The sequence below is a fragment of the Pseudomonas japonica genome (genome assembly GCF_013522925.1).
Lineage (GTDB): Bacteria > Pseudomonadota > Gammaproteobacteria > Pseudomonadales > Pseudomonadaceae > Aquipseudomonas > Aquipseudomonas japonica_A.
Window position 1 is genome coordinate 1 of sequence record NZ_JAAMQU010000005.1, and the last position, 13183, is coordinate 13183.

The 13183-nt window shown below is 61.0% G+C and carries 15 protein-coding genes; 7 read left to right on the forward strand and 8 right to left on the reverse strand.

What is annotated here, in order from left to right; translation table 11 throughout:
* Window positions 1-250: 250 nt before the first annotated feature.
* Window positions 251-1450 (reverse strand): tyrosine--tRNA ligase, encoded by a 1200-nt coding sequence (gene tyrS / locus G7016_RS09160; protein ID WP_181113109.1) that lies wholly within the window; start codon window positions 1448-1450, stop codon window positions 251-253.
* A gap of 219 nt (window positions 1451-1669) precedes the next feature.
* Here tyrS and G7016_RS09165 point away from each other — a divergent pair, with 219 nt between their 5' ends.
* Together G7016_RS09165 and G7016_RS09170 are read left to right on the forward strand one after the other, a co-directional pair.
* A complete protein-coding gene (locus G7016_RS09165; RefSeq protein WP_181113111.1) occupies window positions 1670-3097 on the forward strand; it encodes a peptidoglycan DD-metalloendopeptidase family protein in 1428 nt (475 codons plus the stop codon).
* Complete coding sequence (locus G7016_RS09170) at window positions 3097-4188, forward strand: anhydro-N-acetylmuramic acid kinase (protein WP_181113114.1); 1092 nt, start codon at window positions 3097-3099, stop codon at window positions 4186-4188. The genes G7016_RS09165 and G7016_RS09170 overlap by 1 nt, the downstream gene beginning before the upstream one ends.
* Window positions 4189-4237: 49 nt before the next feature.
* On the opposite strand, the gene erpA is transcribed toward G7016_RS09170, so the two are convergent.
* Both erpA and argC read right to left on the reverse strand, forming a co-directional pair.
* Complete coding sequence (erpA, locus tag G7016_RS09175; RefSeq protein ID WP_181113117.1) at window positions 4238-4588, reverse strand: iron-sulfur cluster insertion protein ErpA; 351 nt, start codon at window positions 4586-4588, stop codon at window positions 4238-4240.
* A 120-nt stretch (window positions 4589-4708) separates the two neighbouring features.
* On the reverse strand, window positions 4709-5743 hold the full coding sequence (gene argC / locus G7016_RS09180; RefSeq protein WP_181113120.1) for an N-acetyl-gamma-glutamyl-phosphate reductase: 1035 nt from the start codon (window positions 5741-5743) through the stop codon (window positions 4709-4711).
* A gap of 132 nt (window positions 5744-5875) precedes the next feature.
* On the opposite strand from argC, the gene hemJ reads away from it, so the two are divergent.
* From hemJ to coq7, 4 genes are all read left to right on the forward strand, one after another.
* A complete protein-coding gene (hemJ, locus tag G7016_RS09185; protein ID WP_181113123.1) occupies window positions 5876-6301 on the forward strand; it encodes a protoporphyrinogen oxidase HemJ in 426 nt (141 codons plus the stop codon).
* An 82-nt stretch (window positions 6302-6383) separates the two neighbouring features.
* The gene (locus G7016_RS09190) at window positions 6384-7157 is read left to right on the forward strand and encodes an SDR family NAD(P)-dependent oxidoreductase (protein ID WP_181113126.1); all 774 of its coding nucleotides are present in this window, start codon (window positions 6384-6386) and stop codon (window positions 7155-7157) included.
* A gap of 71 nt (window positions 7158-7228) precedes the next feature.
* The gene (locus tag G7016_RS09195; protein WP_181113129.1) at window positions 7229-7567 is read left to right on the forward strand and encodes a histidine triad nucleotide-binding protein; all 339 of its coding nucleotides are present in this window, start codon (window positions 7229-7231) and stop codon (window positions 7565-7567) included.
* A 41-nt stretch (window positions 7568-7608) separates the two neighbouring features.
* Complete coding sequence (coq7, locus tag G7016_RS09200) at window positions 7609-8256, forward strand: 2-polyprenyl-3-methyl-6-methoxy-1,4-benzoquinone monooxygenase (protein ID WP_181113132.1); 648 nt, start codon at window positions 7609-7611, stop codon at window positions 8254-8256.
* A gap of 56 nt (window positions 8257-8312) precedes the next feature.
* Here coq7 and speD read toward each other — a convergent pair whose 3' ends face one another.
* Together speD and G7016_RS09210 are read right to left on the reverse strand one after the other, a co-directional pair.
* Entirely contained in the window at window positions 8313-9107 is a 795-nt protein-coding gene (gene speD / locus G7016_RS09205; RefSeq protein ID WP_181113135.1) for an adenosylmethionine decarboxylase, read from the reverse strand.
* Between the two features lie 208 nt (window positions 9108-9315).
* Window positions 9316-9759 carry an OsmC family protein gene (locus tag G7016_RS09210; protein ID WP_181113138.1) on the reverse strand — a complete coding sequence of 148 codons (444 nt, stop codon included), beginning with the start codon at window positions 9757-9759 and terminating at the stop codon, window positions 9316-9318.
* Between the two features lie 186 nt (window positions 9760-9945).
* Here G7016_RS09210 and crp point away from each other — a divergent pair, with 186 nt between their 5' ends.
* On the forward strand, window positions 9946-10584 hold the full coding sequence (gene crp / locus G7016_RS09215; RefSeq protein WP_181113140.1) for a cAMP-activated global transcriptional regulator CRP: 639 nt from the start codon (window positions 9946-9948) through the stop codon (window positions 10582-10584).
* On the opposite strand, the gene G7016_RS09220 is transcribed toward crp, so the two are convergent.
* From G7016_RS09220 to trpD, 3 genes are read right to left on the reverse strand one after another with little or no spacing between them, the layout of a single operon-like run.
* The gene (locus tag G7016_RS09220) at window positions 10569-11285 is read right to left on the reverse strand and encodes a lipoate--protein ligase family protein (RefSeq protein ID WP_181113143.1); all 717 of its coding nucleotides are present in this window, start codon (window positions 11283-11285) and stop codon (window positions 10569-10571) included. The two genes, crp and G7016_RS09220, sit on opposite strands and share 16 nt — an antisense overlap.
* 36 nt (window positions 11286-11321) lie before the next feature.
* Window positions 11322-12128 (reverse strand): indole-3-glycerol phosphate synthase TrpC, encoded by an 807-nt coding sequence (gene trpC, locus G7016_RS09225; protein WP_181113146.1) that lies wholly within the window; start codon window positions 12126-12128, stop codon window positions 11322-11324.
* Entirely contained in the window at window positions 12125-13174 is a 1050-nt protein-coding gene (gene trpD / locus G7016_RS09230; RefSeq protein ID WP_181113149.1) for an anthranilate phosphoribosyltransferase, read from the reverse strand. The genes trpC and trpD overlap by 4 nt, the downstream gene beginning before the upstream one ends.
* Between the last annotated feature and the right edge of the window lie 9 nt (window positions 13175-13183).

Sequence of the window (13183 nt, forward strand, 5' to 3'; positions counted from 1 at the left end):
AGAATTTCTCGTTCAACTTCAAACACTTGACCGCTTCACTTACCTCTCGAAGCGGGAGGCGAATTCTACAGCGTTACCACCTGCTGTCAACCCCCTTTTTCACCGCATCCGATCCGGAGATCGAAGCAACTTCCCGCTTACCCGAACTGCTAACTCTTTGATTCTCAAGAAGTTTGCCGTTCCGTTGTCGCTGGAAGTGGGGCGCATTATAAGGGCTTTCGAGAGGGCGTCAACACCTTTCTTGAAAAACTTACTCGCCGCTCAGCGTGATGCGTGCGAAGGCCTTTTTGCCCGCCTGGCAAACGTGCGTTGCGCCCAGCTGGAATACAAAGGAGCGGTCCACTACTTCACCATCTATACGCACACTGCCCGCACTGAGCAGATCGCGCGCCGCCGCCGAGTTCTTCACCAGGCCTGCCTGGTTGAGCACCGCGGCAATAGGCATAGGTTCGGCGGCAACCAGTGCTACCTCCGGAAGGTCTTCTGGCAGCTCCCCTTCCTTCATGCGGTTACCCGCACCTCGATGCGCATTCGCGGCAGCTTCTTCACCGTGGAAGCGTGCAATGATTTCCTCGGCGAGCTTTATCTTGATATCCCGCGGGTTCGCGCCGGCAGCAACGTCGGCCTTGAAGCCGTCGATCTCGGCCATGGAGCGGAAGCTCAGCAACTCGAAGTAGCGCCACATCAAGGTGTCGGGAATAGACAGCAGCTTGCTGTACATCACGCCGGGCGTTTCCTGGATACCTATATAGTTGCCCAGGGACTTGGACATCTTCTTCACGCCGTCGAGGCCTTCAAGCAGCGGCATGGTCACGATGTTCTGTGCTTCCTGCCCATAACCCCGCTGCAGCTCGCGGCCCATCAGCAGGTTGAACTTCTGGTCGGTACCGCCCAGCTCCACGTCTGCCCGCAAGGCAACGGAGTCATACCCCTGCACCAGCGGGTAGAGGAATTCGTGGATCGCGATCGGCTGGTTGCCGGTGTAGCGCTTCTGGAAGTCATCGCGCTCCAGCATCCGCGCCACGGTGTACTGGGAAGTAAGGCGAATGAAGTCCGCCGGGCCCATCTGGTCCATCCAAGTGGAGTTGAACGCCACCTCGGTGCGGGCGGGGTCGAGAATCTTGAACACCTGGGTCTTGTAGGTCTCGGCGTTTTCGAGCACCTGCTCTCGCGTCAACGGCGGGCGCGTGGCGCTCTTGCCGCTGGGGTCGCCGATCATCCCGGTGAAGTCACCAATAAGGAAGATCACCTGATGCCCCAGATCCTGGAACTGCCGCAGCTTGTTGATAAGCACGGTGTGGCCCAAGTGGAGGTCGGGTGCCGTCGGGTCGAAACCGGCCTTTATTCGAAGCGGCTGCCCGCGCTTGAGCTTCTCGATGAGCTCAGCCTCGACCAATACCTCTTCCGCGCCGCGCTTGATCAGCGCCAGCTGCTCGTCAATAGAGTGCATATAAAGCCCCACAAGGCTGCGATTCAAAAACGCCCAACATACAAGATCGCCGCCCCAAACCCAAGCAGCACAGCGATGTGACTCGGCGCTTGGGCAAAAGCGTCTGGGAAAGCTTGCCTCACAGATGAATTGGTTATATTTTAGGCAGTTATTTCATCTTCATCATGTCATTCATCTTTTCCAAGTCATTTCCATTCTCATTTATAAAGTCCAGAACCCATGACCGACGCCCCAACCAAAGCGCCGCCCCTGTACCCCAAAACGCACCTGCTGGCCGCCAGCGGCATCGCCGCCCTGCTTAGCCTGGCTCTGCTCGTATTTCCCTCCGCAGAGGTTGAAGCCAAGAAAACCTCCCTTGCTATCGATCTGGAACCGCCAAGCCAAAGCCTGCAGGAACAGAGCCCGGATACGCTCTCAACCGCACCCGACAACGGGGATTCGCCGTTTGCGCAGATAGAAGGTGACGCCGATGACGCAACGGCCTCCGCTCCCGAAACCCCGGCCCAGCCGGAACCGGCGCCTGCAGTAGCCGCGGCGCCTGCGGAGCTTCATCGGCAGGTCGTGGTCGGCCGCGGAGATACGCTTTCGGCGCTGTTTGAAAAAGTGGGCCTCTCGGCCGCCGAAGTACAGTCGGCGCTGGACAGCGACAAGCAGGCGAAACAGTTCACGCACCTGCGCAAAGGCCAGATCCTCGAGTTCGAACTCACGCCCGACGGCAAGCTGCAAACACTGCACACCAAGCTGTCGCACCTTGAATCCATACGCCTGGAGCGCGGCAGCAACGGCATGTTCGCCTTCCAGCGCGCGGTCGAAACCCCTGTCACGCGTGCGGCCTATGCCCACGGCACGATTACCAGTTCGCTGTCGGTGTCAGCGCAGCGCGCCGGGCTGTCCCATGCCCAGATCATGGATCTGGCAAACATCTTCGGCTACGACGTGGACTTCGCTCAGGACATCCACCCTGGCGACCAGTTTGACGTGGTCTACGAGCAGCGCGTTCTGGACGGCAAGGTGATCGGTACCGGCAGCGTGCTATCCGCCCGCTTCATCAATCGGGGCAAAACCTACACGGCGGTTCGGTACACCAACAAGCAGGGCAACACGAACTACTACACGGCCGACGGCAACAGCATGCGTAAGGCATTCGTGCGCTCCCCGGTGGATTTCGCCCGCATCAGTTCGCGCTTTTCCGGCGGCCGCAAACACCCCATTCTGAACAAGATCCGCGCTCACCAAGGGGTGGATTACGCCGCGCCACGGGGTACCCCGATCAAGGCCACCGGGGACGGCAAGGTCGTTCTCGCCGGGCGCAAAGGCGGCTATGGCAACACCGTGATCATCCAGCACGGCAATACCTACCGCACCCTCTACGGGCACATGCAAGGCTTCGCCAAAGGCATTCGTGATGGCAGCCCGGTGAAGCAAGGCCAGGTGATCGGTTACATCGGCACTACCGGCCTGTCCACTGGCCCGCATGTTCACTACGAATTCCAGGTAAACGGCGTACATGTGGACCCTCTGGGCCAGAAGCTCCCGATGGCAGACCCCATCGCCCGCAATGAACGCCAGCGCTTCCTGCAGGTTGCCCAACCGCTTATGGCCCGCATGGACCAGGAGCGCTCTACCCTCGTGGCGAGCAAGCGCTGATGAGCCTGTATGTCGGGGTCATGTCGGGCACCAGCCTGGATGGTCTCGACATCGCAGTAGTGTCTCAAGAGGGCACCACCCGCTTGATCGCCTCTCGCTATGTACCCCTTCCTGATTCGCTACGCGCCGAGCTGCTGGCCTTGTGTGCCAGTGGCAACGATGAAGTCGCCCGCGTAGCGCTGGCTGAAAACGCCTGGGCCACCCTGGCAGCCGACGGCATCAACTACCTGCTCTCCGAAGCCGGAATAGCAGCGCCTGAGATACGGGCCATTGGTAGCCATGGCCAGACCATTCGCCATGAGCCCGCCCGTGGCTTTACGGTCCAGATCGGTAACCCGGCTCTTCTGGCAGAGCGCACTGGCATTACGGTGGTTTCGGATTTCCGCCGCCGTGATGTGGCCGCTGGCGGCCAAGGCGCCCCTCTCGTTCCCGCCTTCCATGAAGCGCTGTTCGCGGCCCAAGGCAGCGCGGTCGCTGTGCTCAATGTGGGAGGCTTTTCCAACCTGAGCCTGATCCGCCCGGGGCATCCCGTTCGCGGCTTCGATTGCGGCCCTGGCAACGTACTGCTGGATGCCTGGATAAACGCCTGCCGTGGCGAGTTGTTCGACAGGGATGGCGCATGGGCAGCCAGTGGCGTGGTAGATCAGGCCCTGCTGAATACAGTGCTGGCAGACCCATTCTTCGCCGCCACAGGCCCCAAAAGCACCGGCCGAGAGGTCTTCAACCTGGCTTGGCTGCAGCGACAGCTGGCGAAACACCCACAGGTCAGCCAAGCGGACGTGCAAGCAACATTGCTGGAACTCACGGCGCGCACGGTCATTGATGCCCTGCTCAAAGTGATGCCAGCCCCCGAAGGAGTATTCGTGTGCGGTGGCGGCGCTCACAATGCGGCGCTCATGGCCCGCTTGCAAAGCCTGCTGCCGGAAAGCCGAGTGCTCAGCACCGACGCCCTGGGCGTGGACCCGGACTGGATGGAAGCCATGGCGTTTGCCTGGTTGGCCCACTGTTGCCTGGAAGGTATCCCGGCCAATCGCCCTGAAGTTACCGGCGCAAGCGGGCTGCGGGTGCTGGGCGCGATCTACCCCGCATGAACGAAAACGCCGCGACAATGCGCGGCGTTCTTGCAACTGGTGCGAAGGATCAGATCGAGAACGACTGCCCACAACCGCAGGTAGTGCTGGCATTGGGGTTGTTGATCACGAACCGGGACCCCTCAAGCCCTTCCTGGTAGTCCACTTCCGCGCCAGCCAGGTACTGGAAGCTCATCGGGTCTACCACCAGGCTTACGCCTTCGCGCTCTACGATGGTGTCATCGTCGGCGATGTCTTCATCGAACGTGAAGCCGTACTGGAAGCCCGAGCAGCCGCCACCGGTCACGAATACGCGAAGCTTCAAACGATCGTTGCCCTCTTCCTCGACCAGGGTTTTCACCTTGTGGGCGGCACCCTGCGTGAACTGCAACACCGTGGGCGTGAAGGTTTCGACACTCATGTTGACTCTCCCGGCGCTAGCCGAACTCTAATGCGAAATGCGGGCATTATCCGCTTTCCCGAGCAAAATGGTCAACAATTGCTCAGGGCATGGCGCCGGCTCATTCCGCACCGGCCGTAATTACGGCATCAAGCCCGCATGCGCCAGGCCCAGGCGCTCGTCGAGGCCGAAGAGGATGTTGAGGTTCTGAACGGCTTGCCCGGAAGCGCCCTTGACCAGGTTGTCGATCACCGAAAGCACGACTACCAGATCCCCGCCCTGAGGGCGATGAACCGCAATGCGGCAGACGTTGGCGCCACGCACGGACCGGGTTTCCGGATGGCTGCCCGCAGGCATCACATCCACGAACGGTTCTTGCGCATAGCGGCGCTCGAACAAGGCCTGCAGGTCCACGGACATATCCGCAACGGTAGCGTAGAGAGTGGCGTGAATGCCGCGAATCATTGGGGTAAGGTGAGGAACGAAGGTCAGACCGACCTCGCCGCCCGCTGCCTGGCGCAACCCCTGGGTGATCTCGGGAAGGTGCCGATGCCCCTTCACGGCATAGGCCTTCATGCTTTCGCCAGCCTCGCAGAACAATGAGCCTACGCTCGCACCGCGGCCAGCACCGCTTACACCAGATTTGCAATCTGCGATCAGGCGGGTGTTGTCCGCCAGCCCGGCTTCGAGCAGCGGCAGGAAGCCCAATTGAGTCGCGGTGGGATAGCAACCTGGCACTGCAATCAGGCGAGCGGAGCGAATGCGTTCGCGGTTCACTTCCGGCAAGCCATACACAGCTTCGCCCAGCAATTCAGGGGCACCGTGGGGCTGCCCATACCACTGCGCCCATTCTTCGGCGTTTTGCAGGCGAAAATCTGCAGACAGGTCGATCACACGGGTGCCGGCTGCCAGCAATTCGCCTGCAAGGGAATGGGCGACACCATGAGGTGTGGCGAAGAACACCACATCGCAGGCGCCCAAGGCGGCGGTGTCTGGCACGCTGAATTTGAGATTGTCGTAATGGCCGCGTAGGTTCGGATACATGTCAGCCACCGATACGCCAGCTTCCGACCGGGACGTAATAATCGCGACTTCAGCCTCGGGATGCTGGGCCAGCAGGCGCAACAACTCGACACCGGTGTAACCCGTGCCGCCAACGATACCCACCTTGACCATTTGCCTGCCCACCCTGAACACGATCGGAAAGCCCGGATGATAGGGGCGAGCGGCAAGGGCGACAACTGTTGGCGTGACGCGTGGGCGCTGGCGCTCTACTATCGTGACGGTCTAAACCGTGGAAGCCTGGAAATGCTCTATCTCTGGATCAAAGCTCTGCACATCGTGAGCCTGGTGTGCTGGTTCGCGGCGCTGTTCTACCTGCCCCGACTGTTCGTTTACCACGCCATGAGTGAGGACACGCCCAGCCGGGAGCGCTTCGTTATCATGGAGCGCAAGCTCTATCGGGGCATCATGACACCGTCCATGCTGCTGACCCTGATCTTCGGCGCCTGGCTCGTTTACCTTAACCCCAGCTGGATGAGCATGGGCTGGCTGCATGCCAAGCTCGCCCTGGTAGTGCTGTTGATCGGCTATCACCATGTGTGCGGCGCCCACCGCAAGCGGTTCGAGCGCAACGAAAGCCGCCATAGCCACACGTTTTATCGCTGGTTCAATGAGGTGCCGGTGGTGTTGCTGCTGGTGATCGTGGTGCTGGTAGTGGTCAAGCCCTTCTGATCGGTGAGCGCTGCGGCTTGTGACACGCTTCAGCCGTGGCGTTAAACTGCGGCGCTCATCTTCATTCGCAATCGGTACCCCTATGCCTTCCTACGCCCTGGTGACAGGCGCCTCGAGCGGCCTTGGCCTGGCCTTGGCCGAAGCCTTGGCCCGGCGAGGCCGCAACCTGCTGCTGGTGGCACGTTACCGTGACGACCTTGAACCGATCGCGATCGAATTTACCCAGCGCTTCGGCGTGGAAGTGCTTTTCCGCGGCTGCGACCTCAGCGAGCCCCTGCGGCTGACCGGCTTTCTGCTGGAGCTCGAGGAAAGCGGGCAGCACATCGACTTGCTGGTGAATTGCGCAGCGCTGCATTCGCAGGGGCACTTTCTGGCCCAGGACTGGCTGCGTGAGCAGGACCTCATCGAGTTGAACATGCTGGCCCTGGCTCGCCTGTGCCATTCAATCGGGAACGCCATGGCCGTGCAGGGCGGCGGCCAGATTCTCAACGTAGCCTCGATAGCGGCTTTCCAGCCGGGGCCCTGGATGAGCAGCTATGCTGCCAGCAAGGCTTACGTACTGCATCTTTCGGAAGGGCTGCGCGAAGAACTCCGGCAGAGTGGTATCGGTGTATCGGTGCTCTGCCCGGGCCCTCTGCGCGTGCACGGCGAACAGCAGCGTGAAAAACGCGGTAGCCGCCTGCCGATGACGCCGGAAGAAGTGGCGCTTACCGCGGTGCTGGCGCTGGAGCGCAACAAGGCGCTGATTATTCCCGGCTGGCGTAACCGTTGGCTGGTTCGCGCTTCGCGAGTGGCGCCCCGATGGTTGGTACGCAAGGCCCTTTCCTCGTTCAACCGCACCGCTGCAAGGGCCTGAACAGAGAGCGCTGGGCGCAAGCGCGCCCGGATAGGTAAACTGCACCACACTGACAGCCAGGGAGAAACGCTGTGGACACGCTTTTCGACAAGATCATCCGAAGGGAAATACCTGCCAATATCATCTATGAAGATGATCAGGTCATCGCCTTCCATGACATCGCACCCCAAGCCCCGGTGCATTTTCTGGTAGTACCCAAGAAGCCCATCGCTACCCTGGCCGACCTCACCGAGGAAGATGCACCGCTTGCCGGGCACATTCTGTTCACCGCGCAACGGCTGGCCAAGGAACTTGGCTGCGAGAAGGGCTTCCGCGTTGTAATGAACTGCAATGAACTGGGCGGCCAAACGGTTTATCACATCCACATGCATGTGCTTGGCCAGCGCCAGATGCACTGGCCGCCGGGCTGATAACCACGCGCGCCCCGCCATTCTTATCCCAGGAGGTTTTCGTGGCCAACGACCGTCACTATTCGACTATCGACAAACTGCTGCTCCAGGCGGATAACGTCGCCCGCACGCTGTTGCCGTTCAGCGGGCAACCTGCTCGCCCATCGCCCGCCCTGCTACAGCCGGACGTTACCTTGAGCGACGCCCAGAGCAAGCACGTGGCCGGGCTGATGCGCGTGAACCATACCGGAGAAGTTTGCGCTCAGGCCTTGTACCAGGGCCAGGCGCTGACGGCGCGGCGCACGGAAATCCGGGAAGCCATGGAGCATTCCGCCGATGAAGAGGTGGACCATCTGGCGTGGTGCGAGCAACGCATCCGCCAACTGGGCAGCCGCCCGAGCGTGCTGAACCCGCTGTTCTATGGTGCGTCATTCGGAATGGGCGCGGTTGCCGGGCTGATCAGCGACAAGGTGAGCCTTGGGTTTGTTGCTGCAACCGAGCAACAGGTATGCAAGCACCTCGATGAGCACCTGCAGAAAATCCCTGTTGAGGACCAGAAGTCTCGCGCGATTCTGGAGCAGATGCGGTCGGACGAAGCCCATCATGCACAAGCGGCGCTGGATGCCGGGGGCTTGCGCTTCCCATTGCCGGTGAAGCTGGGCATGAGCCTGATGGCTAAGGTGATGACCAAGAGTACCTATCGGATCTGACCGCCGAGGGCGGTACCCGCAACCGGGCACAAAGCCCGGCCGGATACCGCTCGCTTTTACTGGGCGAAGTTACGCCCGTAGAAGATCTCCAGCATTTCGTGCTTCACCCGCTCCGTTACCTGGCTGCGCTGCTCGGCGGAGAAGTTGCTGGTAGCGTCGCCGAACAGGTAGTTGTCCAGCTCGAACTCCTTGAGCAACATCTTGGTATGGAACAGGTTGTCCTGATACACGTTCACGTCGACCATCTGGTAGGCGTCGCGCGTGTCCTCGGACAGGTAATTCTGGATCGAGTTGATCTCATGGTCGATGAAGTGCTTGCGCCCTTCGATGTCACGCGTAAACCCTCGCACGCGGTAATCCACGGTCACGATATCCGAGTCGAACTGGTGGATCAGGTAATTCAGCGCCTTGAGCGGTGAAATCACCCCGCAGGTGGAAACGTCGATGTCCACACGGAAGGTCGCGATGCCGTTATCCGGATGGATTTCCGGGTACGTATGCACCGTGATGTGGCTCTTGTCGAGGTGCGCGAGGATGGTATCCGGCAGCGGGCCGGGGGATTCCTCGATCTGGCTCTCGGTAGGGGTAACCGGTTGCTCGGAAATGAGGATGGTCACACTGGCGCCCTGTGGCTCGTAGTCCTGACGCGCGATGTTCAGGATATTGGCACCAATGATATCTACAACATCCGTAAGGATCTGGGTCAGGCGGGCGGCGTCGTACTCCTGGTTGATGTACTCGACGTAAGCCTGCTGGTCCTGCGGCGTCTGCGCATAGCAGATGTCGTAGATGTTGAAGCTCAAGGTCTTGGTCAGGTTATTGAACCCATGGAGCTTGAGTTTGCTTTTCACCGTTGGAAAACTCTCTTTGAATGCGGCCCGGCCGCGTGATCAAGCATGCCCGTCAGGCGCCGGCTGGCGTCTGCGTAGGACGGTTTACACCTCTTCGCGATGGCGATTTTGGTTGTCTTGCCCGGGGGTTCCCGGCTTCAAGGTCGGCCTTGAAAAAGTGGCGCATTATGCAGACCCGCGCCACTGTATGCCAGAGTATGAGCGGCTTTTATGATGTCTGGATGTCGCTGTCGCCCAGCTCGACGATTTCGTACGAGTGAGTGATGCTCACCCCGCCGCGCGCCAGCATGATAGACGCCGAGCAATACTTTTCGGCGCTCAGCTCCACGGCACGCTTCACGTGGGATTCCTTCAGGCCACGCCCCTGCACCACGAAGTTGAGGTGAATGCGGGTAAAGACCTTCGGATCATCCTCGGCGCGCTCAGCGTCCAGGAACGCCTCGCAGCTTTCCACAGGCTGGCGGGCCTTCTTGAGGATGGCAACCACGTCGAAGCTGCTGCACCCGCCCAGGCCGATCAGCACCATCTCCATAGGGCGCACACCCAGGTTGCGACCGCCGTTTTCCGGCGCGCCGTCCATGACCACAGCGTGCCCGCTGCCGGATTCACCGATAAACATGGCCCCGCCGGCCCATTGAATTCGTGCCTTCATTGCTGGCTCTCCGCTTAAAAGGCCGCCAGCTTAGCACAGGCCTCCTTGGGCCAAATCAGACGCAAATGCCCGGCGGGCTCAAGTTATCGGTAAATATCGCGATACAGATGAAGTGCTGGTAAGCTGACGTCAAGATGATGGCATGCAGCCACACTACCCTGTCGCCCCGTACCGGAACCCCAGCCCATGGTCGCGTTAGCCGCCAAAATCAACCCTGTCGACAAGCTGTTGGCTCATTGCCAACGCCGCCGCTATGCCGCCAAGAGCACTATTATCTGTGCGGGCGACAAGTCGAACGTGCTCTCGTACATCATCAAAGGCTCGGTCACTATTCTGATCGAAGACAGCGATGGCCGGGAAATGGTGATTGCCTACCTCAACCAGGGTGACTTCTTTGGTGAGCTGGGGCTGTTCGATCCACCTCATATGGAGGGCGAACGCAGCGCCTGGGTACGCGCAAAGACCGAATGCGAAGTTGCCGAAGTGGGCTACGCGAAGTTTCGTGAGCTGGCGCGCCTGGACCCGGAAATACTGTACAGCCTGGGCACGCAGATGGCTTATCGGCTACGCAGGACCACCCGCAAGGTGGGCGACCTGGCCTTCCACGATGTTACCGGACGCGTGGCGCGCTGCCTTACCGACCTGTGCAAGGAACCGGATGCGATGACACACCCGGACGGCATGCAGATCAAGGTCACCCGTCAGGAGATCGGCCGGATCGTAGGCTGTTCCCGCGAGATGGTCGGCCGCGTGCTGAAAGACCTGGAAGAGCGCCAGCTGATCCACGTTAAAGGCAAAACAATGGTGGTCTACGGTACTCGCTGATTCAGCACGCGAACAGCTGCAAGCTCTGCCTCGAGGGCCGCTTGCAGTTCGCCCAGCGCATGCACGCCCGCGAAACGCTCCTCGAAGGCAAGATGGCTTGCAGGGTTGCAGCGCTGGGCTAGCCCACAGCCCTCATTGAACGCATTCACTACCGCGATCATCTCTTCACGCTGGTTTTCCATGAGCATGGCCCCGTGCACCAGCACAACCGGCCCTCCATGGTGGCGTGACTGCCGCCAACGCTGCGCGGTGCCAACCCATTTGCGCCCGTCGATATTCACGTTGTAGCGCCCATCGCAGAAAGCCCCTGGCACCTCGCCCAGGCTTGCCTGCGCGCCCAGCTCGCGAACCACTGCACACAACGGATCACATAGCCGAAGGTAAGCACGCTCCAGCCTGTTGAGATCACCTTCGACGCGCGGCGCCGCGTACACCAGCGCTACGTTGATGGTGGCCGAGGATTGTGGCACCGGTTCACCGCCGGTTTCGCGCAGCAATACTGGCCAACCAAGCGCCGCAGCGGCCGCAGCACCGTCTGAAAAACCAGGCAAGCGCTCCATGCGCCGAGGCATTACCAAGGCTTGGTCAATGGGTTGCCACAGCAATAGCCCATCGGCGCGCTCGCCATCACATACCGAGGCGAGCAACGCCAGCTCAGCCTGCAAGCCTTGTTCGGTGGCAAGTTGCTGAACGTCATCCATGAAGGTGCTCCTTGCGCTCCAGTTGATAGCCCGAGCTTAGCGCTGGGGGAAGAACAACCGCGCCAGCTCGTCGCCCGGGTGCTCCGCGCGCATGAAGGCTTCGCCCACCAGGAAGCCGTACACGTCGTTGATCTCCATCAGCTCCACATCGGCGCGATTGAGGATGCCGCTTTCGGTGATCACCATACGGTCCCGCGGAATGCCTGGCAGCAGGTCGAGGGTGGTTTCCAGGCTCACGTCAAAGGTATGCAGGTTGCGGTTGTTCACGCCGATCAACGGAGTATCCAGGTGCTTGAGCGCCCGTTCCAGCTCGGCGCCATCATGCACTTCCACCAGCACGTCGAGGCCGGCGTCCTTGGCGGCGCCTGCCAGCTCAACCATCAGGCCGTCGTCCAGTGCGGACACGATCAGCAGAATACAATCGGCGCCCAGGGCCCGGGCTTCATACACCTGGTAGGGGTCGATCATGAAATCCTTGCGGATCACCGGCAGCGAGCACGCGTCGCGCGCCTGCTGGAGGTAGTGGTCGGCGCCCTGGAAAAAGTCGATATCCGTGAGCACTGACAAGCAAGTGGCGCCGCCGGCCTCGTAGCTTTTGGCAATCTCTGCAGGGAAGAACTCCTCACGGATCACCCCCTTGCTCGGGGACGCCTTCTTTACCTCGGCGATCACCGCAGGTTGCTTGAGCTTGCGCTGACGCAGCAAAGCTTCGGCGAAGCCGCGAGCCGGCGAGGCAACGCGGGCAGCGGCCTGTTGCTCGCTAAGGCTGATCCGCGCCTTGCGCTCGGCCACTTCCTCGGCTTTGCGGGCCAGGATCTTTTCCAGCACTGTTGGCACGCTCATGCTTCGTTCTCCTGCTTGAATACGGCGGTAAAGGCGCCCAGTTCTTCGAGTTTTTCCCGGGCCAAGCCCGTGTGAAGCGCGTCGCTGGCCAAGGCCACCCCCTCCTTGAGCGTGGAGGCGTGGTCTGCGGCATAGAGCGCGGCGCCAGCATTGAGGATGATCATCTCGGCAGCCTTGCGACCGTTTTCGGTCTTGCGGCGCCCCAGCGCATCGCGAATCAACTCAAGCGACGCTTGCGGGCTATCGACCGTGAGGCCGTGCAGGCTCTGGCTGCGCAAGCCAAGGTCTTCAGGCTCCACGGTGTATTCGATCACTTCGCCGTTTTTCAGCTCCGCCACGGTGGTAGGGGCGGCCAGGCTGAACTCATCCAGGCCATCGCGCGAGTGCACCACCAGCACGTGCTTGCTGCCCAGGCGCAGCAGCACCTGAGCCAACGGGCGGCACAGGGCCGGGGTGAACACACCCACCACCTGATGCACCACGCCTGCGGGGTTGGTCAGCGGCCCGATCATGTTGAACAGCGTGCGCAGGGCCAGATCCTTTCGGGGCGCGGCGGCGAACTTCATGGCGCCATGGTGGGCCTGGGCGAACATGAACCCGATGCCGATGCTGTCGATGCAGCGCGCCACCTGAACAGGTGTAAGGTTAAGGTACACCCCGGCGGCCTCGAGCAGGTCCGCGCTGCCGCTTTTGCCGGACACCGCGCGATTGCCATGCTTGGCCACCGTACAACCAGCAGCGGCCGCTACCAGCGCCGAGGCGGTGGACACATTGAAAATATTCGCGCCATCGCCACCGGTGCCAACAATGTCGACCACTTTGTCCAAGGTGCCGAGTTCTACCTTCCCAGCCAGCTCACGCATGGCAGACACAGCACCGACAATCTCGTCGATGCTTTCGCTTTTCATGCGCATGCCCATCAGGAACGCGCCGATCTGGGCCTCCGTGCATTGGCCGGTCATGATCTGCCGCATCACGTCGCGCATTTCTTCGGTGCTCAGGTCCAGCTGGCTGACCACGCGCCCCAGGGCTGTCTTGATATCCATCTGGTGTCC